Here is a 25,336-nt window from a genome sequence, read left to right on the forward strand (position 1 = left end):
ACAGATACCGCGTCATCCTGAGGTGCGAGCCGAGCGGCGCGTGCGCGGCCGGGCGAGCCTCGAAGGATGGGCCGCGGGCAATCACTCCGCCACCAGTGCATTCATGTGCTCGACGGCTTCGGCAAACTCTTCCTTGAACTCCTGCACCACGGCACCCGCCGACTTCACGCTGTCGATGAGGCCGACGCCCTGGCCGACGAAATAGCTGACGAGATCCCGCGCCTTCGCGTTGCCGCTCGCCGCGGCGCGGTCGATCGAGTTGAAGGCGTCGCGGCTGACGATGCTTTGCAGCGGCATCGGCAATGCGCCGGGGCTCTCGGGTGCGCGATCCCAGGCGTCGGTCCAGACCGAGCGGAGTTGTCGGGCCGGCTTTCCCGTACGCCCTTTCGAGCGGATCGCATCGCGCGATGATGCCGCGATCATCTTCTCGCGAAAGATCTCCGTGGTCTCGGCCTCGACGGTGGCAAGCCACACCGAGCCGGTCCAGGCGCCGGCCGCACCCATGGCCATGCAGGCCGCCATCTGCCGTCCGGTCATGATGCCGCCGGCGGCCAGCACCGGCACGTCGCGGATCGGCTTGATCGCCTTGATCACCTCCGGCACCAGCACCATGGTGGAGACCTCGCCGCAATGGCCGCCCGCTTCGGTGCCCTGGACCACGAGGATATCGACGCCGGCCGCGACCTGCCGTAGCGCATGCTCCTTGGCGCCGACCAGAGCGGCAACCGGCACGCCGTGCTTCCTGCCCATCTCGATCATGGCCTTCGGCGGCACGCCCAGGGCATTGGCGATCAGGCGAATCGGGTGGTTGAACGAGACCTCCAGCAGCTCCAACGCGGTCCTGGCATCGAACGGCTGCGGCTGGTCGTCAGCCACCTCAGTGGTCGTGAGTTCGATGCCGTATTTCTTCAGGAGATCGCGCGTGTAGTTGCGATGCTCCTGCGGCACGCGTGCTTCAAGGCTCTTCCAGGTGACGTCCTTCTCACCCGCGGTCGAAATGTTTTCCGGGATCAGCACGTCGACACCGTAAGGCTTGCCCTCAACGTGGTCGTCGATCCATTTCAGCTCGCGTTCGAGGGTATCAGGCGTGTGCACGGTCGCACCTAACACGCCAAAGCCGCCGGCGCGGCTGACGGCGGCGACGACATCGCGGCAATGGCTGAAGGCGAGCAGCGGGAACTCGATGCCCAGCATATCGCAGATCGGCGATTTCATCGTTCCCTCCCGGCGGCCTCGCGTTGCTGTTGTTGCATTCTGCAGCGAAGACCACTCGACGCTAGCCCATCGTCGTCCGCGATGCCACGCCGGATTCGGCCGCGCATCTTGCGCGCAGGCGTCGCGCGGCAGACGAGCCATTCCGCTGTACAAAATAAGCAGATCAGAGCCGGCCGATTTGCCCCTTGCGCTTTCGGATGCGCGAGCGAATGCTGGCCCACAACAACAGAAAACAACGAGGGAGCGCCAGTCGATGTCGCCAGCGCAAGCGAATCCGTCTCCGACCACGGAATCCTACAACGTGATCGTCGTCGGCGCGGGTTTCGCCGGCATGTACATGCTGCACCGTTTGCGCGGGCTCGGTTTCTCGGCGCGAGTCTACGAGCAGGGCGGCGGCGTCGGCGGCACCTGGTACTGGAATCGCTATCCCGGTGCGCGTTGCGACGTCGAGAGCATGCAATATTCCTATTCGTTCTCGGAAGAGCTCCAGCAGGAATGGGACTGGAGCGAGCGCTACGCATCGCAGCCGGAGATTTTGAAATACGCCAACCACATCGCTGACCGGTTTGATCTGCGCCGGGACATCCAGTTCAACACCAACGTCGAGCGCGCGGTGTTCGACGAGCGTGCGAGGTGCTGGGCGGTGACGACGTCCGACGGCACAACGGTTCAGGCGCAATTCGTCGTGCTCGCGACCGGCTGTCTCTCGAATGCGCGCAAGCCCGACATCAAGGGTCTCGATAACTTCAAAGGTCCCGTCTATCACACCGGCAACTGGCCGCACGAAGACGTTGATTTCACCGGCTTGCGCGTCGGCCTGATCGGAACGGGATCGTCAGGCATTCAGTCGGCGCCCGTCATCGCCGAACAGGCAAAACATCTGACAGTGTTTCAGCGCACTGCGAATTTTTCCATTCCCGCCCGCAATGCCGCGCTGACCGGCGAGGAGCGCAACACGTTCCGCAAGAATTATCCCGAGATCCGCCGCTTCGCCCGCGAAGTCGCGCGCAACGGAATTTTCGCCGAGCAGCCCGACCGCGGCGCGCTCGATGATAGCGACGATGTCAGGCGCGAAAAATACGCGGCGCGCTGGGAGCGCGGTGGTCTCACCTTCATGTATGCCTACAACAATCTCGGCCTCGCGCGGTCGGCGAACGACACCGCCGCGAATTTCGTCCGCGGCAAGATCGGCGAGATCGTGACGGATCCCGGGACGGCAAAGCTGCTGCAGCCGGACAGCCATCCGATCGGCACCAAGCGCATCTGCATCGACACCGATTATTTCGCGACCTTCAACCGGCCGAACGTCTCGCTGGTCGACATCAAGAGCAACCCGATCCAGGAGATCACGGCGCATGCCGTCCGTGTCGGAGGCGAGGACCACGAGGTCGACGCGCTCGTTCTCGCGACCGGCTTCGACGCCATGACCGGATCGGTCGCGAAGATCGACATCCGAGGTCCAGGCGGGCAGACGCTGAACCGGAAATGGGCGGAAGGCCCCAAGACCTATCTCGGGCTGATGAGCGCCGGTTTTCCGAACCTCTTCATCATCACCGGCCCCGGCAGCCCGTCGGTGCTCTCGAACATGATCGTGTCGATCGAGCAGCATGTCGACTGGATCGCCGACGGTCTCGTCCATATGCGCAAGCAGGGCCATTGCCACGATGGAGGCGGACGGGGAGGCCGAGGACAAATGGGTCGCCCATGTCAACGAGGTCGCCCATGGCACGCTCTATCCGCAGGCCAATTCCTGGTACATGGGCGCCAACATCCCCGGCAAGCCGCGCATCTTCATGCCCTATATCGGCGGCGTCGGCGTCTACCGCCGAATCTGCGACGAGGTCGCGGCGAAGGGCTATGAGGGATTCGTGATGGAAGCCGAAGCGCAGCCGCGCAGGCTGGGGACAGGAGGCTGCATGACGCCGGCCTGAGGCCCGCGCCGGGCGCAGACCGGGCAGGCTTGTCATTCGCCATTTGCGCGCTAATTAATGCAGACGCATCTTCCCGCCGGAGAGCTTTGCATGACTGACGCCCCCGCCTACGTGCCGCCCAAGGTCTGGACCTGGAACAAGGAGAATGGCGGGCAGTTCGCCAGCATCAACCGCCCGATCGCCGGTCCCACGCATGACAAGGAGCTGCCGGTCGGCCGCCACCCCTTCCAGCTCTATTCGCTGGCGACGCCGAACGGCGTCAAGGTCACCGTGATGCTGGAGGAGCTTCTGGCGCTCGGCCACAAGGGCGCGGAATACGACGCCTGGCTGATCAAGATCGGCAATGGTGACCAGTTCGGCAGCGGCTTTGTCGACATCAATCCGAATTCCAAAATCCCGGCGCTGATGGACCGCTCCGGCCCGGAGCCGATCCGGGTGTTCGAGTCCGGCTCGATCCTGCTTTATCTCGCGGAGAAGTTCGGCGCCTTCCTGCCGAAGGACATCAAGAGCCGTACCGAAGCGATGTCGTGGCTGTTCTGGCAGATGGGCAGCGCGCCCTATCTCGGCGGCGGCTTCGGCCATTTCTACGCCTATGCGCCGACCAAGATCGAATATGCCATCGACCGTTTTGCGATGGAGACCAAGCGCCAGCTCGACGTGCTCGACCGCCGGCTCGCCGACAATGAATATCTCGCCGGCAGCGAATACACCATCGCCGACATGGCGGGTGTGGCCCTGGTATGGCGCGCTCGCCAAGGGGCTGGTCTATGGCGCGGGTGAATTCCTGTCCGTGCAGGACTACAAGCACGTGCAGCGCTGGACCGACCAGATCGCCAAGCGCCCGGCCGTCAAGCGCGGCCGCATGGTTAACCGCGTCTCCGGCGATCCCGCCAGCCAGCTCCACGAGCGGCATGACGCCGGCGATTTCGAGACCAAGACGCAGGACAAGATCGGCGAGGTGGCCGCGTCGTAGGTGGTGCTTGCTTCAACTCGCCCCGCTTGCGGCCGCAAGCGAGGAGAGGTCGGAATTCAATCTCGCTTGAATTCCGGGTGAGGGGGGGAACTCTCCGCGAATCCAACTGTCACCGTCCTTGCGGAGAATCCCCCTCATCCCAACCTTCTCCCCGCAGGCGGGGAGAAGGGGAAGAAAGTTCACGCCATGCTCAGCTCGTGGCGTCCCACCACCATCCAGTGCACCTCGTCCGGACCATCCGCGAAACGGAGATGCCGCACGTCCTGGTACATCTCGGCGAGCGGGGTCCAGTGCGAGATGCCGGTGGCGCCGTGCATCTGGATCGACTGGTCGATGATCTTGCAGGCTCGCTCCGGCACCATGGCCTTGACCATGGAGACCCAGACGCGGGCTTCCTTGTTGCCGAGCACATCCATGGCCTTGGCGGCCTTCAAGACCATCAGCCGCATCGCCTCGATCTCGCAGCGCGCCTGCGCGATGATCTGCATGTTGCCGCCGAGATGGGCGATCTTCTTGCCGAAGGCTTCGCGGGTGAGGCCACGCTGCACCATCAAATCGAGCGCCTTCTCGGCCTTGCCGATGGTGCGCATGCAGTGATGGATGCGGCCCGGGCCGAGCCGAAGCTGCGAGATCTCGAAGCCGCGTCCTTCGCCGAGCAGAATGTTTTCCTTGGGCACGCGCACGTTGTTGAAGCGCATGTGCATGTGGCCGCGCGGCGCGTGGTCCTGGCCGAACACGTACATGGGGCCGAGCACTTCGACGCCGGGGGTGTCGCGCGGCACCAGGATCTGCGACTGCTGCTTGCTCGGCGCAGCATCCGGATTGGTCTTCACCATCACGATGAGGATCTTGCAGCGAGGATCGCCGACACCGGAGATGTAATACTTCTCGCCGTTGATCACCCACTCGTCGCCGACGAGCTTTGCGTTGGTCGAGATGTTCTTGGCGTCGGAGGAGGCGACGTTCGGCTCGGTCATGACATAGGCCGAGCGGATCTCGCCGTTCATCAACGGCTTCAGCCACTTCTCCTTCTGCTCCTTGGTGCCGACGCGTTCCAGCACCTCCATGTTGCCGGTGTCCGGCGCCGAGCAGTTCATGCTCTCCGAGGCCAGCGGGCTCTTGCCGAGCTCGGAGGCGATATAGGCGTAGTCGAGATTCTTCAGGCCCTGGCCGGTGTCGTCGTCGGGCAGGAAGAAGTTCCAGAGGCCTTCCTGCTTGGCCTTGTTCTTGGCTTTCTCCAGCACCTCGAGCTGCTTCGGCGTAAAGCTCCAGCGATCCTCTTTGCCTTCGCCGGCCTTGGCGAATTCGATCGACATCGGCTCGACGGTTTCGCGGATGAACTTCCTGACGTGATCATAGAGCGGCCGGACCTGGTCCGACATCCGGAGGTCGTTGAGCTCGTCGCCGGGGTTGAGGGTGTAATTGGTGGTGCGGGGAATATAGGCGTGTTTTGTCATTGTTCCTCCCGGACTCGCTGAGATCGTGCTGGAGCAGAGAATAGTCGCAGCGTCGCCAAAGTGCGAGCGCGCATTTTCCAACGCGAGCCATGCCACGCGATGGAATATCGCAATAGCGTTTCAAACACTGTTTGAGCGAGATCGGCATTGCGACGGCGACAGTCGGATGACCCGTCGGCTCGCAGATATCCAGCAGGCATCTTGCGATCTGAACATGTGGGTCGGTTAACGGGTCGCGCCGCCGCAGCTCCCGCTAGCGGATTCCCTACTGATTCCGCCTGTTCCCGCTGGCTATTGGGGCTTTTGCACGCCGCTGTAACCGGCTAACCTCCGGCTCGCGCTGAGGGAGAGAGTACATGAGTTCTTCCGTTATACGCGAAGTGCAGTTTCCAAAGCAGCCGGCGCTGCAGTTGATCTACGATACGGCGCCGATCGGGCTTGCATATCTTTCGCCGGACTGCCGCTATTTGCAGATCAACCAGCGCCTCACCGAGATCTGCGGTATCTCGGTCGAAGGCCATCTCGGGCATACGGTGCGGGATTGCGTGCCCGGGCTCGCATCCGCCGTCGAGGGCATCGTTCGCTCCATCATGGAAACCGGCGAGCCGGTCATCGGGATCGAGGTTTACGGCCAGCGTCCCGGCTATAATGACGAACGCTGCTGGATCACCTATTGGCATCCGCAACGCGGCCCGAACGGTAACATTGTCGGCGTCAATGTCGCGGCAGAGGAGATCACCGAACGCAAGCGCAGCGAGCGAGAGATTCGCGGCGCGCGCGACGCGGCGGAGGCGGCGCTGCAACGCCTGAAAGAGGCTCAGGATTCACTGGTCGAGGCGGAGAAGCTCGCAGCTCTCGGACGGTTGGTGGCTGGCGTGGCACACGAGATCAACAGTCCCGTCGGTACCAGCCTGACCGTCACCTCGGCGCTGGAGCGCAAGACGACAAAGTTTGCGGCGGAAGTCGCACGGGGCGGGCTGAAGCGATCGAGCCTGAATGAGTTCGTCGCGGTTGTTCAGACCGCATCACTGCATCTGGCCGACAATCTCGCCCGCGCCGCGGAATTGATCCAGGCATTCAAGCAGGTCGCTGTCGATCAAGGCTATCTTGAACGCCGCCGCTTCGATCCGGGCGAGCTGACGCGACAGGTTGCCGTGAGCCTACAGCGGGAATTGCGGAAGAACGCTTTGGCGCTCAATGTCGAATGCCAGCCCGATCTGGCAATGAACAGTTATCCGGGTCAATTCGCACAGGTGGTGACCAACCTGATTAAGAACGCGATGGTGCACGCGTTTCCGCATGCCAAGAGCGGCAGCATCAACATCGAGATTTGCGCGTGCGGCCGGGATGATATTGAGATTGTCGTTTCTGATGATGGCTGCGGCATGAGCGCGGATCTGCGCCGGCAGGCGTTCAATCCGTTTTTCACGACGCGTCGCAGTCAAGGCTGCATCGGTCTCGGCCTGCACATCGTTCATAACATCGTCGTCAGTCGGCTGGGCGGGCGTATCAATCTCGAAAGCGAGCCAGACGAGGGGACACGAATTGGCGTGATCGTGCCGCGAGTTGCGCCCGTGCCACGCGATGCCTAGCGCACCGGACACAGGCGAACGGAAGCGACGCCGTCCTTCGGATGGCTATCCTGGCTACGGTGACGCAGTGAGTGCCCCCGCTCACACCATCCGATGCATCGCGCAGATCTTGTTGCCGTCGAGGTCGCGCAAATACGCAATATAGAGGTTGACGCCCGGGCCTTGTCGGACGCCGGGTGGATCTTCGCAAGGGATGCCGCCAGCGGCGATACCGGCGGCATGCCAGGCGTCGACTTGCTCCGGCGAATGGCAGGCGAAGCCGATGGTGCCGCCATTCGCGCACGTCGCCGCCTCGCCGTTGATCGGCTTCGTGACCGAGAACACGCCGGTCTTGGTGATGTAGAAGATGCGATGGCCGTCAACCCTGGCCGGCCGCACCTCGAGCGTGCTCAGCAAATCGTCGTAGAATGCCTTGGCCTTGTCGAGGTCGTTGGTGCCGATCATCACGTGGGAAAACATTTGCCCTGTCCCCTTATTGCGCTTACGAAATCAGACATCGTAGGTTGGCAAAGCGCAGCGTGCCCACCACGACAAAAACTCAAAACGCTGTATAGCCGCCGTCGATCACGAACGTATCCGCGGTGTGATAGGACGAGGCCTTGCTCATCAGATAGACCGCGATGCCGCCGAAATCGCTGGCCTCGCCGAAGCGCCGCACCGGAATGCGCGGCATCACGTTGGCGACGAATTTTTCGTTGGCCATGATGCCGGCGGTCATGTCGCTCTTGATCCAGCCGGGCAGGATTGCATTCGCGGTGACGCCGTGGCGTGCCAGCTCGACGCCGAGCGCGCGCACCAGCGCGTTGATCGCGGCCTTGGTAGCCGCGTAATGCTCGTTACGCGCGGTGCCGAAGATCGAGGCCAGGCTCGAGGTCGCGACCAGCCGGCCAAAGGGATCGCCGGCCTCGGCGCGCTGGGTCATGTGTCTTGCGGCAGCCTGGAACGCGTGGAAGACGCCGTCGAGATTGGTCGCAAACATCGTGCGCCATTCCTCCTCGGTGCGCTCGATGAAGGAGCGCCGGCCGCCGCCGCCGATGCCGGCATTGGCGAAGCAGCCGTCGACCCGGCCGAAAATGTCGCGCGTGGCCTTCATCGCGGCATTGACCGAGGCCGGGTCAGTGACGTCGCAGACCCGCGCGTCGACCTTGCCGGGCAGATCCGCAAGGCTTGCGGCAGCGCTTCTGTTCTTGTCAGGATTACGGCCCCCAGATCGAGACGTTGCAGCCCTGGCCGGCGAGCGCCTGTGCGATGCCGAGTCCGATACCGCCATTGCCGCCGGTGATCACGGCCACGCGGCCCGAGAGGTCGAAAAGGTCCATGGCGCGTTTCCTGTTTTTGGCATGAGCGCATCAGCCGCTGCGCGCAAGATTGCTGGCTATGCTCTGATCACCATGGACAAGACCGCGCCAAAAATCAAATATGCGCCCCGGCAAGCAATTCCGGTCTGCGAAATTGACACAGGCCGCAACGTACGAGGAAACCATGCAGTTCAAACACGTCACGCTCGATCTCGATGGTTCGGTCGCGATCCTCAAGCTCGACCATCAGGAGGTGATGAACGCGGTCTCCGTGGACATGCTGGGCGGTCTCGCAGATGCGCTCGACGTGATCGAGGAGAAGAAGGACGAGGTGCGTTGCGTCGTGCTGACCGGCGCGGGCCGCGCATTCTGCACCGGCGCGAATCTCCAGGGCCGCAACAACCAGTCGAAGAAGACCAAGGCCGGCCTGACGCTGGAGACCGGCTTCCACCCGTTCCTGCGCCGCATCCGCAATCTGCATTGTCCTGTTGTCACCGCGGTCAATGGTCCGGCGGCCGGCGCCGGCATGAGCTTCGCGCTGCTCGGCGACATGATCCTGTGCGCGCGCTCGTCCTATTTCCTGCAAGCCTTCCGCCGTATCGGCCTCGTGCCGGATTGCGGCTCGACCTGGCTGCTGCCGCGGCTGATCGGCAAGGCCCGCTCGATCGAATTGTCGCTGATGGGTGAGCGGCTCCCGGCCGAGAAGGCGCTGGAATGGGGCCTCGTCAACCGCGTCTATGATGACGGCGCGCTGATGGAGGAGGCGATGAAGCTCGCGCGCGAGCTCGCCAGCGGCCCGACGGTCGCGCTGTCGCTGATCCGCAAGCTCTACTGGGACAGCCCGGAGAATTCCTTTGAGGATCAGCTCAATCTCGAATTCCAGTGCCAGCTCCGCGCCGGCGATACGCAGGACTTCCGTGAAGGCGTCGGTGCGTTCCTGGAGAAGCGCCCGGCGCAGTTCAAAGGCAAATGATCGAGGCCGAACTCTCTCGCAGCGTTCAGCGCTGGTACCCGGGCGCGACGGGTGTCGCCGGAGTAGCAAGGCTGTCCGGCGGCGCCAGTCAGGAAACCTGGCGCTTCGATATCGTACATCCGGATGGGTCGATCGGCGCGATTCTGCGCCGCGCACCGAACGGCTATGGTGCTGCACCGACGCGTGCAGCCGGCCTCGCTGCCGAAGCAACGCTGATGCAGCTCGCATTCGAGGCCGGCGTGCCGTCGCCGCGCGTCATGCATGTGCTGGTGCCGGACGACGATCTCGGCACCGGCTTCATCATGCAGCGGGTCGAGGGCGAGACCATCGCGCGCAAGATTCTTCGCGATGATGAATTCGCCGCGGCGCGACCGCGCGTCGCGCGGCAGATCGGCGGGGTGCTGGCCGGACTCCATAAGCTGCCCCTTTCGAAGCTGCCCGAGCTGCGGCACATGAGCGCCACGAAGGAGATCGGCGAGTTCGAGCGCGACTATCGCAGCTTGAACTGGCCCAAGCCCGTGTTCGAGCTGGCGCTGCGCTGGCTGCGCGACCACGACCCCGGTCCGTCCGCCGAAGAAACGCTGGTACACGGTGATTTCCGCAACGGCAATCTCATCATCGGTGCCGACGGCGTGCGCGCGGTGCTCGACTGGGAGCTCGCCCATCTCGGCGATCCCATGGAGGATCTCGGCTGGGTCTGCGTCAACTCATGGCGTTTCGGCGAGATCGACAAGCCCGTCGGCGGGTTTGGCTCGCGCGAAGAGCTGTTCGCCGGCTATGAGGCCGCGGGGCGCAAATGCGATCCTGAGCGGGTCAAGTTCTGGGAAGTGATGGGCACGCTGCGCTGGGGCATCATGTGCGGCGGCATGATGCAGCGGTTTCGCGAAGGCCCGGACCATTCGATGGAACGCGCCATGATCGGCCGCCGCGCCTCCGAGACCGAAATCGATCTGTTGCGGCTGCTCGCGCCGCGGGGGAGTTGACCATGCAGGACGAACCGACCCCGATCGAGCTGACCAAATCGGTCGCCGATTTCCTTCGCAACGACATCGCGCCGTTGATCTCCGGCCACCCCGCCTTCAAGCTGCGGGTCGCCGTCAACATCCTCGATCTCGTGACACGGCAGCTGACGCAGGGGGAGGGGAGCGATGCTGCGGAGGTCGAGCGGTTGCGCGCGCTGCTCGGCGCGGACGGCACGGTGACGGAGCTCAACCGCGCGCTAGCCGACCGTATCGCGGAAGGCGAGGTGGATCTCGCAACGCCGGGGTTGGCCGAACACCTCTGGCAGACGACGATGGACAAGCTTGCGGTCGACCAGCCGAATTACGCATCCTACAAGCGGGAGCTGTCGCGAGGCGGCGGTTAGGTGCGATCCATCCTTCGTCATTGCGAGGGGCCTTGCGACGAAGCAATCCAGACTGCCACAGCGGTGAGATTCTGGATTGCTTCGCTGCGCTCGCAATGACGGGGAGGGACCGTCTACTTCCCCACCCATTTCGGCGGCCGCTTCTCCGCAAACGCCTTCGGGCCCTCGATGTAGTCCTGTGACGCCGCCATCGCCTTCACCGCCGGGTACTCCCGCTGCTCCTCGATCGCCTGCTCCAGCGACACGCCAAGCCCCTTCTGGATGGTCTGCTTCGACGCTCGGATCGACATCGGCGAATTCTTGGTGATCATCTCGGCCCAGCGCAGCGCGGCCGTCAGCGCCTCGCCCTGCGGCACCACCTCGTTGACGAAGCCGAGCTCGAGGCCTTCCTTGGCTCTGACATGGCGCGCGGTGAGGATCATGCCCATGGCGCGCTTCAAGCCGATCTGCCGCGGCAGCCGGTGCAGGCCGCCGGCGAGGGCGGCAAGGCCGACGCGTGGCTCGGGCAGGGCGAAGGTGGCATTCTCGGAGGCGATGATGAGATCGCAGGCGAGCGCGATCTCGAAAACCACCGCCCATGGCGACACCGTTGACGGCGGCGATGATCGGCTTGTCGCAGTCGAAGCGCGCGGTGAGGCCGGCAAACCCGCCCTTGTCCCAGCCGCGCTTGCCGCCTGCCGCCTGCCACTTCAGATCGTTGCCGGCGCAGAACGCCTTGTCGCCGGCGCCGGTGACGATCGCGACCCACTGTTCCGAATCGGTCGAAAAATCGTCGAACACCTTTTGGAGCTCGAAATGCGCGTCGGTGTGCAGCGCGTTGTAGACCTCGGGCCGCGACAGCGTGACGATCGTGATCGGTCCCTTGCGTTCCACTTTGGAAAATTTCAGCTCCATGGTCGCTCCCGCATTTTCTGTGACAGAGAATTTCGTCGCAGTGTAGCGCGCGGCGGCGCGTCAACACCATCGAATTGCGCAAGCGCGCCTTGCGCCTCTCACACGCCTCGGCTTGCTTGACTTGCGCACACTCTTCTCACCTTAATCGGGGCAAGAAAATCGCGCATAGCGCCTTAACGCAACACGAAAAAATCATCCGGGAGAGAACCGTGGATTTCTCATTGCCTGCCGACCTCGTCGCCTATCTCGGAGAGCTTGACCAATTCATCGAACGCGAGATCAAGCCGCTGGAGGAGGCCGACGACAACATCCGCTTCTTCGATCATCGCCGCGAATGGGCGCGCACCGATTTCGAAAATGGCGGCCTGCCGCGCCACGAATGGGAAGCGCTGCTGCGCAAGGCCAAGGATCTCGCGGACGCCGCCGGTCATCTGCGCTTTCCAGTGCCGAAGCAATATGGCGGCAAGGATGGCTCCAACCTCTGGATGGCCGTGATCCGCGAGCACTTTGCCGCGAAGGGGCTCGGCCTGCACAACGACCTCCAGAACGAGCATTCCATCGTCGGCAATTTTCCTGTCGCCACCATGCTCGACCGCTACGGCCGCGACGACCAGAAGGCGATGATCGACGGCTCGATCAAGGGCAAGTACCGCATCACCTTCGGGCTGACCGAGCCAAATCATGGCTCCGACGCCACCCACATGGAAACGCGCGCGGTGCCTGCGACCCGTGACAACGTCAAGGGCTGGATCATCAACGGCGAGAAGATGTGGACCACAGGTATGCATGTCGCCACGCACTGCGCGCTATTCGTGCGCACTAGCGGCAATGACGGCGATGCGCGCGGCATCACCTGCTTCCTGGTGCCGGCCAAGAGCCATGGCGTGAAGATCGAAGAGTACATGTGGACCTTCAACATGCCGACCGATCATCCCCGCGTCAGCTTCACCGACGTGTTCGTGCCCGAGGACGCGCTGTTCGGCGAGGTCGGTCGCGGCTTGTCGCTGGCGCAGTGCTTCGTGCACCAGAACCGAATCCGCCAGGCCGCGAGTTCGCTCGGAGCCGCCGTCTATTGCATCAACGAGAGCGTGAAATATGCGCGCGAGCGAAAACCGTTCGGCAAGGCGCTGGCCGAAAATCAGGCGATCCAGTTCCCGCTGGTCGAACTGGCGACGCAGGCCGAGATGCTGCGCCTGTTGATCCGCAAGACCGCCTGGGAGATGGACAAGCTCACCGAGGAGCAGATCGAGCGCACGCTCTCCGATCGCGTCTCGATGTGCAACTACTGGGCAAACCGCCTCGCTTGCGAATCCGCCGACCGCGCCATGCAGGTCCACGGCGGCATGGGCTATTCACGCCACAAGCCGTTCGAGCACATCTACCGCCACCACCGCCGCTACCGCATCACCGAGGGCAGCGAGGAAATCCAGATGCGGAAGGTGGCGGGATTCCTGTTCGGCTATATGGGGCCGGGAAAGCACTGATCGTCATTGCGAGCGGAGCGAAGCAATCCAGCTTCCTCGCTTCGCTCCTCGCACTGCCGATCAATTCACCCGCCGGTCTTTCCCCGCCCAATACGGCTCGCGCAATTGCCGCCGCAAGATCTTGCCGCTTGGATTGCGCGGCAGCGCCGGCAAAAACTCGACGCTCTTCGGCGTCTTGAATCCGGCGATGCGCTCGCGGGTGAAGTTGATGATGTCGGTTTCGGTCGCCTGCTTGCCCGGCTTCATCACCACGACGGCCTTCACCGCCTCGCCCCATTTGTCGTCGGGTATGCCGATCACGGCAGCTTCTGCGACATCGGGATGATCGCACAGCGCGCTCTCGACCTCGGCGGGATAGATGTTTTCGCCGCCGGAGATGATCATGTCCTTGATGCGGTCGTGGATGTAGAGATAGCCGTCTTCGTCCATGTAGCCGGCGTCGCCGGTGCGCAGCCAGCCGTCGGAGCGCAACGTCGCGGCGGTCGCTTCCGGCAAATTCCAGTAGCCGGCCATGTTGGAGCCCGAGCGCGTCGCGATCTCGCCGACTTCGCGCGGCGGCAGCGGCTTGCCGTCGCCATCAAGGATCGCGATCTCGATGCCCGGCAGTGCCTTGCCGGCCGAGCGCATCCGCTCCAGTCCCTCGACGTGGTCTTCCGGCGGCAGCGCGACGATGGTGCCGGTCGTCTCGGTCATGCCATACATTTGCACAAAGCCGCATTTGAAGATTTCGATGCACTCCTTCAGCAGCGCCGCCGGAATCGGGGAGGCACCATAGAGCATGTATTTCAGCCGCGAGAAATCGACCGTTTTTGCGCGTGGCTGCCGCACCACGAACTGCATCGCCGCCGGCACCATGAACAGTTTTGTGATGCCGGACTGTTCGAAGAAATCCAGCACTTTGGTCGGATCGAACTCGCGCGCAATCACGCCGCGGGCGCCGTGATAGAGCCCCATCACGCCCCAGCCGGAGCCGCCGATGTGGAAGATCGGCATCGCGACCAGCGACACGTCGTCGGTCGACCACCGGTTCCACTCCGGCTTGTCCTCGGCATTGCCTGTTTGCACCAGGTTGAGGAAGTTGGCATGCGACAGCATCGCGCCCTTCGGCTTGCCCGTCGTGCCGGACGTATAGAGCTGGATGGCGATATCCCTGGTATCGATCGGTACTCCGGGATCGCCGCCGCTCTGTGCATCGCGCCAGGCTGTATAATCAGGCCACTCCGGCGCGCCGCCTTCGGTGGTGATGACGGTGCGCACACCCGGCAGCTCGTCCTTGATCTGGCTGACCTGAGCGATGAACTCCGGTCCCACGAACAGCACCGGGGCCTTGCAGTCGCTAACGATGAAGGCGACCTCGGGGCCTGCGAGCCGCCAGTTCACCGGCGCCATCACGACGCCGGCCTTCATCGCGCCCATCAGCAGCTCGAAATAGATATCGCTGTTCTTGCCGAGATAGGCGATCCGCTCGCCCTTGTTCACACCCATCGCGATCAGCGCATTGGCGACGCGATTGGTCTTGACATCGAATTCGGCAAAGCTGGTGACGCGGCCCTCGAACTCGTAGGCGGTGGCGTTGCCGCGGTTCGTCGCGCGCTCGCGCACCATGTCGGCGAGATCAGTCAATGGCTGTGTGGTGGACATGTTTCTCCCGTGACGTCTTGTTTTTATAGCGCGGAGTGTGGCGTCATCTGCGGGTGAAGACAAGATGGCGGGAGGGCAACCGCGATTTCGTGTCCCGGACGCGGCGCAGCACGAAGTGGTGCGGCGCTGAGCCGGGACCCATTCTGATTCAGCATGCTGCGAGAGATAGGCCCCGGCTCAGCAGCGCATCACGCCGCAAGTGCGGCGCGCTGCGCTGCGTCCGGGGCACGAGATCATCCTCTCTTCGCCCGGTCCTTCTCGTTCTGTGCCTTGATCGAGTCCCGCGCATTGGTCCAGTCGTCGTCGCTCCAGTCGCGGAGCTGGTAGAAATTGCCGCCCATTGCGAGCGCCTGGGCGCCGTCCATGGCAATCGTCTCGCCTGTGATCCAGTCGCAGCCGCCGGAAATCAAAAACACTGCGAGATTCTGCAGCTCCTCCATGGTGCCGACGCGGCCCATCGGGTTCATCGCCTTGGTGCGCGCGCCGGCCTCGTCGCCGGGCTTGATGCGCTTGCTCATGCCTTCGGTCGGAATTTCGCCCGGCGCGATGGTGTTGAGGCGGATGCCGTATCTGCCCCATTCGGTGGCGAGCGACATCGTCATGGCGTGGATCGCCGACTTGCTCATCGCCGACGGCACCACGTAAGGCGAGCCGTTGCGCACCCAGGTCACGGTGATCGAGACGACGTTGCCGGGCTGCTTCAAGGCGATCCAGCGCTTGCCGACAGCATGCGTCACGTAGAACGTGCCGTGCATGACGATGTTGGCGACCGCGTCGAAGCCGCGCGGCGAAAGTTCTTCGCTGCGCGAGATGAAATTGCCGGCCGCGTTGTTGATAAGATCGGTAAGGGGGCTATCGCGAAAGATGTTCTCGATCATCTCCTCGACCGCGAGCGCGTTGCGAATGTCGACGCCGTGGCTGGTGACGCGGCCGCCATACTGATCCATCAGCTCGGTCGCGGTCTCGTCGCAGACGATCTTGCGCCGGCCGCAGATGTGCACTTCGGCGCCGAGCTGAAGGAAGCGCGCTGCCATCGACTTGCCTAGCCCGGTCCCGCCGCCGGTCACGAGAATGCTCCGGCCGGCCAGAAGATTTTCCTTGAACATGGCTGTTTCCCTCGTAGGGATTGTCAGTTAATTGGTCGATTGACTAAATCCGGCCGCCGTCTTTCTGTAAAGCGGCACCGAACAAGAACAGGCAAGAACCAGGGGAGAATCATCCATGGAAGAGCGCGTCTCGATCTCGATCTCGGAAGGCGTCGCCGACGTCCGCCTGGTGCGCGCGGACAAGATGAATGCGCTGGATCAAGCCATGTTCGAGGCCCTTGTGGCCGCAACGGACCGGCTTTCAAAGGACAAGAGCGTACGCGTTGTCGTGTTATCCGGCGAGGGCCGCGCCTTCTGCGCCGGCCTTGATATGGGGCGTTTTGCCGCCATGAAGGAAAAGGGCGGCAACGGAATTCCGGGTGGCGAAAATCGCGATCTCACGGCGCGCACGTACGGCCAGGCGAACTTTGCGCAGCAGGCGGTGTGGGGCTGGCGCCAGCTTCCGGTCCCCGTGATCGCCGCGATCCAGGGCGTTGCCTTCGGCGGCGGCTTCCAGCTCGCGCTCGGTGCCGACATGCGCTTCCTCACCCCCGACGCACGGATGTCGGTGATGGAAATCAAATGGGGTCTGGTGCCCGACATGGCGGGCACGCCGATCCTGGCTTCGCTCGTGCGCGACGACATTTTGCGCGATCTCACCTACACCGGCCGCATCTTCTCCGCGCAGGAGGCGATGGCTTATGGTCTCGCCACGCGCATCTGCGACGACCCGCGCGCTGCCGCGCTCGAAGTCGCGCGCGAGATCGCCGGCAAGAGCCCCGATGCAATCCGCGCCGCAAAACGCCTGCTCAACAATCTCTCGGTCGATCCGGGCCCCGCGCTGCTCGCCGAGTCCGTCGAGCAGCAGAAGCTGATCGGCAGCGCGAACCAGACCGAAGCGGTGCGTGCCAATCTGGAGAAGCGCGCGCCGAAGTTTGCGGACTGAGGCAGACCTCATCCCGAGGAGCCGCGAAGCGGCGTCTCGAGGGATGGGCCACGAGGTCTCATGGTTAGAGACAGCGCTGCGCGCCTCCTCACCATGAGGGACAACGTCAAACATAAAGAAAAACAAATGAGCGAAACGTCAAATTTCCTCGGCATTGTCTCCGGCGAGCGCAGCCGCTCCCATGCCGAGGTCGCGAACCGCGCCGATCGCATCGCCGCCGGCCTCGCCATGATCGGCGTCAAGCAGGGCGATTGCGTCTGCATGCTGATGCGCAACGACATTGCCTTCCTCGAGGCCGCCTATGCCGCGATGCGGCTGGGCGCCTATGGCGTGCCGATCAACTGGCACTTCAAGCCGGAGGAGATCGACTATATCCTGAAGGATACCGGCACGTCCGTGCTGATCGGGCATGCCGACATGCTGCATGCCTTGCGCGACGCCATTCCGAAAGGCGTCACCGTGCTCAGCGTGCCGACGCCGCCGGAGATTCTGGCCAACTACAAGATCGATCCCGATCATCTGAAGACGCCGGATTTCGCGATCGATTTCGAATCCTGGGTCGCGCAGCACCAGCCCTATGACGGCCCGATCGTACCGCAGCCCATGAACATGATCTACACTTCGGGGACGACAGGCCATCCCAAGGGCGTACGACGCAATGCGCCGACGCCGGAACAGGCGGCGGCCGGCGAGCGCATGCGCGCGATGATCTACGGGCTGAAGCCCGGCGCCCGCACGATCCTGCCGGGCCCGCTCTATCATTCCGCACCGAACTCGTTCGGCATCCGCGCCGGCAAGCTCGGCGGCGCGCTGGTGCTGATGCCGCGCTTCGAGCCCGAAGAATTTCTCGGGCTGATCGAGCGCTACAAAATCGACACCATCTTCATGGTGCCGACCATGTTCATCCGCCTGATGAAGTTGCCGGAGGAGGCACGCAAGAAATACGATGTCTCCTCGCTGCGCCACATCATCCACGCGGCGGCACCGTGCCCGGCGGATGTCAAGCGCGCCATGATCCAGTGGTGGGGGCCGGTGATCTATGAATTCTACGGCTCGACCGAATCCAGCGCCGTCACCTTTGCGACCTCCGAGGACGCGCTGAGGAAGCCCGGCACCGTCGGCAAGATTTCGCCCGGCGCTGAGCTGCGCTTCATCGGCGATGACGGAAGCGTGCTGGGCGTGGGCGAGATCGGCGAGATCTACTCGCGCATGGCCGGGATGGCCGATTTCACCTATCACAACAAGGCGGAGAAGCGCGCCGAGATCGACCGTGACGGCTTCATCACCTCGGGCGACGTCGGCTATATCGACGAAGAGGGCTACGTCTTCATCTGCGACCGCAAGCGCGACATGGTGATCTCGGGCGGCGTCAACATCTATCCGGCCGAGATCGAGTCGGTGCTGCACGCCGTGCCCGGGGTGCATGATTGCGCGGTGTTCGGCATTCCCGACGCCGAGTTCGGCGAAGCGCTGATGGCGGTAGTCGAGCCGCAGGCGGGCATCACGCTCGACGCCGGCGACATTCGTAAGCGCCTAAAGGCGTCGCTCGCCGACTACAAGGTCCCAAAGCACATCGAGATCCGCGCCGGGCTGCCGCGCGAAGATTCCGGCAAGATCTTCAAGCGCCGCCTGCGCGATCCCTATTGGGAGCAGGCGGGGCGGAAGATCTAGCGGCTACAAGAATGGCCAACGACCTGAGTGGCGTCACGGACCACGGGTCATGCTATACTAGCGGGATCATCGACCTCCGGATCATCCCATGGCCCCTGTTTCCATCCTGCTCAACCTGCTCTGGATCCTCATCGGCGGCGCCTGGATGGCGGTCGGCTGGCTGATCGCTGCCGTTATCATGGCCATCACCATCATCGGCCTGCCCTGGGCGCGGGCGGCGTTCAACATCGCCGTCTACACGCTGCTGCCGTTCGGTTCGAAGGCGGTCAGCCGCGACGAGGTCACCGGCATGAGCGATATCGGCACCGGCCCGCTCGGGGTGATCGGCAACATCATCTGGTTTCTGCTGGCCGGCTGGTGGCTGGCGCTCGGCCATCTCCTCACCGCCCTGGCCCTCGCGATCACCATCATCGGCATTCCCTTCGCCTGGGCCCATTTGAAGCTGGCGGGCATCGCGCTCTGGCCGATCGGCAAGGTGATCGTGCCGGCGTAGAGGCGTGGACCCGTCAATGTCGGCCTCCGGCTGCAGAGCGGAAGTCGCCCGGCTTTGGGTAGGGCTATCGCATTTGAGGCGCTTCCCCGCGGCCCATCCTTCGAGACGCCCGCCCTTGGCGGGCCCTCAGAATGAGGGGGGAACACGTGGTTGCAGTTTCAACGAAACCCGACGTAGCTCAGCCTCATCCTGAGGAGACCGCGAAGCGGTCGTCTCGAACGACGAGGCGCTTGCTCAGCTCATAGCTCGTAGAATGGGTAGAGCGAAACCCATCAATCCGTCCGCCGATGACGAAGGATGATGGGTTTTCGCAAGGGCTCAGCCCATTCTACTGGCGGGAATCATGGCAGGCGCGATTCGCAACATTTAGCGGCTATCCGGCCGGCTTAGGGTCCGGTCTGATGATCCGTGCATCGTCGCCCCATCTGGCGAGGCGGGTGCGCTCAATTGCCCTCCGCACACAATTCCCCGCGTTGCACTCAGGATATTGAACCCTTCCTATCTCGCAGTTCGACGAACGCACTCGATAAAGAGCTTTGCGGCTGGGCTGAGCGCGCGATTCTTGAGTGTCACAATTGCGACAGGCCGCGGCTGCGCGGGAAGTCGAATTGGAAGTACCTTGAGAGAGCCGCCATGGTTGCCAAAGCGAAGAATCGATGTTGGAAGCATCGTCACAAATTGTGCACTGGCAGCCAGTCGACAGCACAGATGCATTGAGAGCGTCGTAATGGGCGCACGTGGCAACTCTGTACTACTCGCGCGGAACAACTCGGCGGTGAGTGACCCGTGCATGGTATCCGCGGGAGGCAGAATCCAACGCTCGCCGACTAGATCGGCAAGCTTGAGTTTACGCATCCGTGCCCATTTGCTCTGACGGCCGGCTACCACGACGACCTGGTCGTCATACACGATTTCCGCCTTTAGATCGGTTTCCTTGAATGGCGTCGGAATGCGACCCAGCATGAGATCGATGCTGCGCTCACGCAACTCACGATAATGCAGTTTGCTAATGACAGCTTGCGCGACGTCCAAGTGAATTCGGGGCTGCTCACGTGTGAAGCGCTCGATGACTGCCGGCAAGAGACCGGCCGCAATACTCTCAGTACTGCCGATGTGCAACTCTCCCACAGACGGGTCGGCGAGAAATGCGATTTCGTCGACGCCCTGCTTGAGTTCGTCGAAAATCACTCGGCCTCGCGCGACCAGTGCGCGGCCGTATGCTGTCGGCTCGATCCCGCCTCGGCTGCGGTCGAGCAAACGAAGTCCGAACGTGTGTTCCAAGTCGGTGATTGCCTTCGATACGGCGGGCTGCGAGATCGCCAGCTCTGCCGCAGCCTTTCCCATGCTTCCGCGCTCCACGACCGTGAGCAGAATACGGAGGTCGCGCAGCTTCAGGCGGCGCCCAATGCGATCGACCAACGACATGACCACGAACCTGCCAAATCGGTTATCGAACCATCACATATCAGAATTGGACAGAAATGTCTGCGTGATGCACGCTTTGATTGATGAGGCATCCGAAATCGAATGTCTGGCCTTGTGCTGAGAACACGTTGCGGAAATAGGGGAGCCACGGGAGACGGCTTATGGGGACGCGTCGTGACTTTTTGATAGCGTCGGCGGCCGGTGTCGCTTTCTCCGTCGCTGGTCCCGTGCCGCAAATCATTGCCGAACCGCGTGTGAAAACGGCGCATATCCTAACAGGCTTCACAGCCGGGTTGCCTGATTCTGTCGCGAGGCTCCTTGCGGAACAGATGAAGACCTATGCAACGTCGATCGTCGTCGAACCTCGACCAGGCGCGAGTGGTCGTGTCGCCGTGGAAGCCGTGAAAGCCGCTCCCCCGGATGGATCGGTCGTTCTGTTCGCGCCGACTGGTTTCCTCACGCTCTTTCCTCATACCCACAAGAAGCTGAGATACGAGCCTCAGGATTTTGCCCCAGTGTCGACCGTTGCGTCGTTCGCTGCAGCTTTGACGGTGGGGCCGCGAGTGCCAGAGGAGGCGAGGACGCTTGCCGATTTCGTCTCGTGGTGCCGTGTTAACGCAAAGCATGCGACCTATGGCACGCCAGGAGTTGGAACCAGTATGCACCTAATCGGTGCAGCGTTGGGACGCGGGGCAGGCTTCGAGTTTCTTCACGTACCGTATCAAGGTAGGGCGGCAATCCAAGACCTCCTCAAGGGCGAGATCGCATCGGCGATCATGCCAATCGACAGTTCCTTAGGTCTCGTGCAAGCCGGCGAACTGCGCGCCTTAGCAACCACCGGTCCAGCCCGTAGCCGGTTTCTTCCCGATGTGCCGACGATGGTGGAAGCCGGCTATCCCTTGCTCAAGGACGTCACATGGTTTGGGTTCTTCGTTCCGGCCAAGACACCGCCAGATATCATTGAAGGCCTCAATGGAGCTATTCAGGCGGCTCTGCGAACGAGTGTCATAGAGCGCAGCCTGGCAAAATTATCAGTCGAGATCGACTCGATCTCAATGGACAACTTTGCACAACTACTCGCATCGGAATCGGCACGATGGAAAGGGATCGTGCAAGCAACCGGGTTTAGCCCGAACGACTGAGCTCGTGAGATGGGTAGAGCCCTTGCGAAACCCATGCTTCGTCATCGGCGAACGGATTGATGGGTATCGCTGGCGTTCTATCCATCCTCGGCGCTCTGCGCTGCGATCAGAGAGCGCATCGCTGGTGCTGCGCACACAATTCCCCGCGTTGCCCGACGGGCAAAACACGCTGCATGCAGGTCAAGGGTGGCGCTCCCAAATATTCTGATTGACCGAATTTATCTCTTCGGGTAAACCGCAAGGCATCCCGGCCCGCAAAAGGGCGTTTCGCGATCGTCACGATACGTGAGCCGGGATGCGATGGACGCGGCAGCGCCGGCGCGTGACGAGGTGGCAGGGCGGGCTACGCCTGTGAGCCATCGCGCTCTGCGCGAACGACCCGGCACGGTCACAGCGTTTCTTTTCGGCTTCGGTGGCGAGCACGCGCGAGCTTCCGGATGTCCGGGGAGGGACGTCCGCGGACGGCAAAAGCGTGTGGTCCTGACGCCCGGGGTCTGTGCGTCAAGGCTTGCGGTGATGTGCGGCCCGACCGGGTGCGCGCATCGATCATCCGCAAGGCGACGGGGGCAATAGTGCATCGCTCCCCGGGGAGAGCGCGCCATAAGCCGTAAAACCATTGCGCAGGGAAGGCCGGGATGTCCCGGCATCACCTGTGGGTCACCCCGCGTGCGTTTTTCGCGTGCGGACCCTGGGTGCCAGCCGGCGCCCGGCCTTCCCTGCGCCCTTTCTTCTCGATAAGGGCGAAACGGACAGCAAAACTCGGGCGCCTGCGCCGCGAGGCCGCGGATATGCGCGCGCCCGCCAGCGACGCGCACGATGATCGATGACGTTGCCGCGCCGCCCCCAACTTCATCTTGCGCTGCGGCAAAAAACTTGCACACTCGTCGCCACCGGGGAGCCACAGGGTGCTCTAGAAGCGGAGCCAGCCATGTCCCTCCAGACCGTACCATCCGACGCCACCGATCTTCGCCCCAACCGCCCTGAGGACGTCCAGGCGCTGGAGGCGGATGCGCAGCTGCGCGACGACATCCGCCTGCTCGGGCGCATCCTGGGCGACACCGTGCGCGACCAGGAGGGGGCCGAATTGTTCGACCTGGTCGAGCGTATCAGGCAGACCTCGATCCGGTTTCACCGCGACGAGGACCGGCTCGCCCGCCGCGAGCTCGAGCAGATCCTCGACAGCATGTCGACCTCGGAGACCGTGCGGATCGTCCGTGCCTTCAGCTATTTCTCCCACCTCGCCAACATCGCCGAGGACCAGAACAACATCCGCCAGATGCGCGGCCGGCAAGGGTGGCGGCTCCGGCGTGCTGGCCGAGACGCTCGCCCATGCCAGGGCGGCGGGCATCGGTGCCGATGCACTACGCAACTTCTTCAAGAGCGCGCTCGTCAGCCCGGTGCTGACCGCGCATCCGACCGAGGTCCGCCGCAAGAGCACCATGGACCGCGAGATGGAGGTCGCAGCCCTGCTCGACCGCCGCGAGCGCGTCGCGCTGACCGCCGATGAGGCCGCCGCCAGCGACGAGCAGCTCCGCCGCGAGGTGCTGACGCTGTGGCAGACCAATTTGCTGCGCCGGACCAAGCTCACGGTGCTCGACGAGGTCGCCAACGGCTTGTCGTTCTACGATTACACCTTCCTGCGCGAGGTGCCGCGGCTGGTCAACGCGCTGGAGGACCGGCTGGAGGAGGGCGGCGAGCAGGCAGCCGGCGAGCTCGCCTCGTTCCTGCGGATGGGAAGCTGGATCGGCGGCGACCGCGACGGCAATCCCTTCGTTACCGCCGACGTGATGCGCGGCACGCTGCGGCTGCAGTCGAGCCGCGTCATGCAATTCTATCTCGAAGAGCTGCATGTGCTCGGCTCGGAGCTGTCGATCGCCGCGCATCTCGCCGACGTCTCCGAGGAGCTGCGCACGCTGGCCGAGCGCTCGCCCGATACATCGCCGCACCGGAGCGGCGAGCCCTATCGCCTCTCGGTGTCAGGCATCTATGCGCGGTTGACGGCCACGGCCGAAAAGCTCGAGGTCGAAATCACGCGCCGGCCGGTGGGCAAGGGCGCGCCGTATGACAGCGTCAGGGAGCTCAAGGCCGATCTCGACGTGCTGCACCGCTCGCTGATCTCCAACAACGCCCGCGTCATCGCCCGCGGCCGGCTGCGGCTGCTGCGCCGCGCGGTGGACTGTTTTGGCTTCCATCTGGCGCGGCTCGATATCCGCCAGAACTCGGCGGTGCACGAGCGCACCATCGCCGAGCTGATGGACGCCGCCAATCCCGGCATGTCCTACCTCGCGCTCGGCGAGGAGGCGCGCATCTCGCTGCTCACCAACGAGCTGCGCTCAACGCGCTCGCTGGTGTCGCCGTTCGTCAAGTACAGCGACGAGACGATGGGCGAGCTCAATGTGTTCCATGCCGCCGCGGAGGCGCATGCGAAGTTCGGCTCGGACGCCATTCCCCAATGCATCATCTCGATGTGCAAGGGCATGTCCGACATGCTCGAGGTCGCGGTGCTGCTCAAGGAGGTCGGCCTCGTCCATCCCTCCGGGCGCAGCGCGATCAACGTCGTGCCGCTGTTCGAGACCATCGAGGATTTGCAGGCGTCATCCAGCATCATGGACCGCATGCTGTCGCTGCACGATTACCGACGGCTGGTGGACAGCCGCGGCAGCGTGCAGGAGGTCATGCTCGGCTATTCCGACTCGAACAAGGATGGCGGCTTCGTCACCTCGGGCTGGGAGCTCTACAAGGCCGAGATCGGCCTCGTCGACGTGTTCGAGCGCCACGGCGTGCGGCTGCGCCTGTTCCACGGTCGCGGCGGCTCGGTCGGCCGCGGCGGCGGTCCGAGCTATGATGCCATCATCGCCCAGCCCGGCGGCGCGGTGAACGGCCAGATCCGCATCACCGAGCAGGGCGAGATCATCTCGTCAAAGTATTCCAACGCCGAAGTTGGCCGCAACAATCTTGAAATCCTTGCCGCGGCGACGCTGGAAGCAAGCCTGTTGCATCCGCGCCAGAGCGCGCCGCGCCGCGAATATCTGACCGCGATGGACGAGCTTTCAAGTCTCGCCTTCAAGGCCTATCGCGGTCTCGTCTACGAGACCGACGGCTTCGTCGATTACTTCTGGGCATCAACCGTCATCAACGAGATCGCGACGCTCAACATCGGCAGCCGCCCGGCCTCGCGCAAGAAGACCCGGGCGATCGAGGACCTTCGCGCGATTCCCTGGGTGTTCTCCTGGGCGCAATGCCGCCTGATGCTGCCGGGCTGGTACGGTTTTGGCAGCGCGGTCGAGCAGTGGATCGCGGAGCATCCCGACAAGGGCATGCCGTTCCTCAAAGAGCTCTACCGGGAATGGCCGTTCTTCCGCATGCTGTTGTCGAACATGGACATGGTGCTTGCGAAAAGCTCGATCGCAATCGCCTCGCGCTATGCCGAGCTCGTGCCGGATGAAGCACTGCGCGAAAAGATCTTCGGTCGCATCCGCCGCGAATGGCATTCCTGCATCGAGACCCTCTTGGACATCATGGGCCAGGACCGTCTGCTCCAGGGCAATCCGCTGCTGGAGCGCTCGGTGCGCCACCGCTTCCCCTATCTCGATCCGCTCAACCATGTGCAGGTCGAGCTGCTGAAAGAGCACCGCGCGCAGAACCCGGACGAGCAGGTGCTGCGCGGGATTCAGCTGACGATCAACGGGATTTCGGCGGGGTTGAGAAATACGGGTTGATGAGGGCGAGTAGCGAACAGATGCGTGTCCG

15 protein-coding genes and 5 pseudogenes are annotated in these 25,336 nt (G+C 63.4%); 12 read left to right on the plus strand and 8 right to left on the minus strand.

Going from position 1 to position 25,336, the window contains the following annotated elements:
• Positions 1-81 precede the first annotated feature (81 nt).
• The gene (locus tag ACVWW3_RS04985) at positions 82-1,215 is read right to left on the minus strand and encodes a nitronate monooxygenase (RefSeq protein ID WP_456650741.1); all 1,134 of its coding nucleotides are present in this window, start codon (positions 1,213-1,215) and stop codon (positions 82-84) included.
• A gap of 253 nt (positions 1,216-1,468) precedes the next feature.
• Between ACVWW3_RS04985 and ACVWW3_RS04990 the strand changes: the two are divergent.
• Together ACVWW3_RS04990 and yghU are read left to right on the plus strand one after the other, a co-directional pair.
• Positions 1,469-3,146: pseudogene (locus tag ACVWW3_RS04990) on the plus strand (flavin-containing monooxygenase).
• Between the two features lie 90 nt (positions 3,147-3,236).
• Positions 3,237-4,119, plus strand: a pseudogene (yghU, locus tag ACVWW3_RS04995) (glutathione-dependent disulfide-bond oxidoreductase).
• 179 nt (positions 4,120-4,298) lie between these two features.
• Here the strand turns inward: yghU and ACVWW3_RS05000 are convergent.
• Positions 4,299-5,576 (minus strand): acyl-CoA dehydrogenase family protein, encoded by a 1,278-nt coding sequence (locus ACVWW3_RS05000; RefSeq protein WP_354053043.1) that lies wholly within the window; start codon positions 5,574-5,576, stop codon positions 4,299-4,301.
• Positions 5,577-5,932: 356 nt separating this feature from the next.
• On the opposite strand from ACVWW3_RS05000, the gene ACVWW3_RS05005 reads away from it, so the two are divergent.
• Positions 5,933-7,168 (plus strand): ATP-binding protein, encoded by a 1,236-nt coding sequence (locus ACVWW3_RS05005; RefSeq protein WP_456650739.1) that lies wholly within the window; start codon positions 5,933-5,935, stop codon positions 7,166-7,168.
• Between the two features lie 81 nt (positions 7,169-7,249).
• Here ACVWW3_RS05005 and ACVWW3_RS05010 read toward each other — a convergent pair whose 3' ends face one another.
• Together ACVWW3_RS05010 and ACVWW3_RS05015 are read right to left on the minus strand one after the other, a co-directional pair.
• Positions 7,250-7,627 carry a VOC family protein gene (locus ACVWW3_RS05010; protein WP_247349775.1) on the minus strand — a complete coding sequence of 126 codons (378 nt, stop codon included), beginning with the start codon at positions 7,625-7,627 and terminating at the stop codon, positions 7,250-7,252.
• A gap of 79 nt (positions 7,628-7,706) precedes the next feature.
• Positions 7,707-8,487: pseudogene (locus ACVWW3_RS05015) on the minus strand (SDR family NAD(P)-dependent oxidoreductase).
• A 163-nt stretch (positions 8,488-8,650) separates the two neighbouring features.
• Here ACVWW3_RS05015 and ACVWW3_RS05020 point away from each other — a divergent pair.
• From ACVWW3_RS05020 to ACVWW3_RS05030, 3 genes are read left to right on the plus strand one after another with little or no spacing between them, the layout of a single operon-like run.
• Entirely contained in the window at positions 8,651-9,439 is a 789-nt protein-coding gene (locus ACVWW3_RS05020; RefSeq protein WP_456650737.1) for an enoyl-CoA hydratase/isomerase, read from the plus strand.
• Positions 9,436-10,422, plus strand: coding sequence for a phosphotransferase family protein (locus ACVWW3_RS05025; RefSeq protein ID WP_247349780.1), 987 nt, complete (start codon positions 9,436-9,438; stop codon positions 10,420-10,422). Before ACVWW3_RS05020 ends, ACVWW3_RS05025 begins: the two co-directional genes overlap by 4 nt.
• A 2-nt stretch (positions 10,423-10,424) precedes the next feature.
• Positions 10,425-10,805, plus strand: a complete 381-nt coding sequence (locus ACVWW3_RS05030; protein WP_456650736.1) for a DUF6285 domain-containing protein — start codon at positions 10,425-10,427, stop codon at positions 10,803-10,805.
• Between the two features lie 113 nt (positions 10,806-10,918).
• Here ACVWW3_RS05030 and ACVWW3_RS05035 read toward each other — a convergent pair.
• Positions 10,919-11,699: pseudogene (locus tag ACVWW3_RS05035) on the minus strand (enoyl-CoA hydratase-related protein).
• Positions 11,700-11,908: 209 nt separating this feature from the next.
• Here ACVWW3_RS05035 and ACVWW3_RS05040 point away from each other — a divergent pair.
• The gene (locus ACVWW3_RS05040) at positions 11,909-13,183 is read left to right on the plus strand and encodes an acyl-CoA dehydrogenase family protein (RefSeq protein ID WP_456650734.1); all 1,275 of its coding nucleotides are present in this window, start codon (positions 11,909-11,911) and stop codon (positions 13,181-13,183) included.
• Positions 13,184-13,243: 60 nt separating this feature from the next.
• Here the strand turns inward: ACVWW3_RS05040 and ACVWW3_RS05045 are convergent, their stop codons facing one another.
• Positions 13,244-14,824, minus strand: a complete 1,581-nt coding sequence (locus ACVWW3_RS05045; RefSeq protein ID WP_456650733.1) for a fatty acid--CoA ligase — start codon at positions 14,822-14,824, stop codon at positions 13,244-13,246.
• Positions 14,825-15,057: 233 nt separating this feature from the next.
• Positions 15,058-15,930: an SDR family oxidoreductase gene (locus ACVWW3_RS05050; protein WP_456650732.1), complete on the minus strand. Its 873-nt coding sequence runs from the start codon at positions 15,928-15,930 to the stop codon at positions 15,058-15,060.
• Between the two features lie 115 nt (positions 15,931-16,045).
• Here ACVWW3_RS05050 and ACVWW3_RS05055 point away from each other — a divergent pair, with 115 nt between their 5' ends.
• From ACVWW3_RS05055 to ACVWW3_RS05065, 3 genes are all read left to right on the plus strand, one after another.
• A complete protein-coding gene (locus tag ACVWW3_RS05055) occupies positions 16,046-16,855 on the plus strand; it encodes a crotonase/enoyl-CoA hydratase family protein (RefSeq protein ID WP_247349790.1) in 810 nt (269 codons plus the stop codon).
• A 126-nt stretch (positions 16,856-16,981) separates the two neighbouring features.
• Positions 16,982-18,526, plus strand: coding sequence for an acyl-CoA synthetase (locus tag ACVWW3_RS05060; protein ID WP_456650731.1), 1,545 nt, complete (start codon positions 16,982-16,984; stop codon positions 18,524-18,526).
• Positions 18,527-18,614: 88 nt separating this feature from the next.
• Positions 18,615-19,019, plus strand: a complete 405-nt coding sequence (locus tag ACVWW3_RS05065) for a YccF domain-containing protein (RefSeq protein ID WP_456650730.1) — start codon at positions 18,615-18,617, stop codon at positions 19,017-19,019.
• 498 nt (positions 19,020-19,517) lie between these two features.
• Here the strand turns inward: ACVWW3_RS05065 and ACVWW3_RS05070 are convergent, their stop codons facing one another.
• On the minus strand, positions 19,518-20,444 hold the full coding sequence (locus tag ACVWW3_RS05070; protein WP_456650729.1) for a LysR family transcriptional regulator: 927 nt from the start codon (positions 20,442-20,444) through the stop codon (positions 19,518-19,520).
• A gap of 161 nt (positions 20,445-20,605) precedes the next feature.
• Here ACVWW3_RS05070 and ACVWW3_RS05075 point away from each other — a divergent pair, with 161 nt between their 5' ends.
• Positions 20,606-21,586: a tripartite tricarboxylate transporter substrate-binding protein gene (locus ACVWW3_RS05075; RefSeq protein WP_456650728.1), complete on the plus strand. Its 981-nt coding sequence runs from the start codon at positions 20,606-20,608 to the stop codon at positions 21,584-21,586.
• A gap of 928 nt (positions 21,587-22,514) precedes the next feature.
• Positions 22,515-25,305, plus strand: a pseudogene (gene ppc / locus ACVWW3_RS05080) (phosphoenolpyruvate carboxylase).
• Positions 25,306-25,336: the final 31 nt, after the last annotated feature.

The sequence above is a fragment of the Bradyrhizobium sp. LM2.9 genome, assembly GCF_054056555.1.

What these genes read in the sequence shown, in the direction of transcription:
- ACVWW3_RS04985 (WP_456650741.1), bottom strand. Translation starts at nt 1,215, where the DNA reads ATGAAATCGCCGATCTGCGATATGCTGGGCATCGAGTTCCCGCTGCTC.
- ACVWW3_RS05000 (WP_354053043.1), bottom strand. Translation starts at nt 5,576, where the DNA reads ATGACAAAACACGCCTATATTCCCCGCACCACCAATTACACCCTCAAC.
- ACVWW3_RS05005 (WP_456650739.1), top strand. Translation starts at nt 5,933, where the DNA reads ATGAGTTCTTCCGTTATACGCGAAGTGCAGTTTCCAAAGCAGCCGGCG.
- ACVWW3_RS05010 (WP_247349775.1), bottom strand. Translation starts at nt 7,627, where the DNA reads ATGTTTTCCCACGTGATGATCGGCACCAACGACCTCGACAAGGCCAAG.
- ACVWW3_RS05020 (WP_456650737.1), top strand. Translation starts at nt 8,651, where the DNA reads ATGCAGTTCAAACACGTCACGCTCGATCTCGATGGTTCGGTCGCGATC.
- ACVWW3_RS05025 (WP_247349780.1), top strand. Translation starts at nt 9,436, where the DNA reads ATGATCGAGGCCGAACTCTCTCGCAGCGTTCAGCGCTGGTACCCGGGC.
- ACVWW3_RS05030 (WP_456650736.1), top strand. Translation starts at nt 10,425, where the DNA reads ATGCAGGACGAACCGACCCCGATCGAGCTGACCAAATCGGTCGCCGAT.
- ACVWW3_RS05045 (WP_456650733.1), bottom strand. Translation starts at nt 14,824, where the DNA reads ATGTCCACCACACAGCCATTGACTGATCTCGCCGACATGGTGCGCGAG.
- ACVWW3_RS05050 (WP_456650732.1), bottom strand. Translation starts at nt 15,930, where the DNA reads ATGTTCAAGGAAAATCTTCTGGCCGGCCGGAGCATTCTCGTGACCGGC.
- ACVWW3_RS05055 (WP_247349790.1), top strand. Translation starts at nt 16,046, where the DNA reads ATGGAAGAGCGCGTCTCGATCTCGATCTCGGAAGGCGTCGCCGACGTC.
- ACVWW3_RS05060 (WP_456650731.1), top strand. Translation starts at nt 16,982, where the DNA reads ATGAGCGAAACGTCAAATTTCCTCGGCATTGTCTCCGGCGAGCGCAGC.
- ACVWW3_RS05065 (WP_456650730.1), top strand. Translation starts at nt 18,615, where the DNA reads ATGGCCCCTGTTTCCATCCTGCTCAACCTGCTCTGGATCCTCATCGGC.
- ACVWW3_RS05070 (WP_456650729.1), bottom strand. Translation starts at nt 20,444, where the DNA reads ATGTCGTTGGTCGATCGCATTGGGCGCCGCCTGAAGCTGCGCGACCTC.
- ACVWW3_RS05075 (WP_456650728.1), top strand. Translation starts at nt 20,606, where the DNA reads ATGGGGACGCGTCGTGACTTTTTGATAGCGTCGGCGGCCGGTGTCGCT.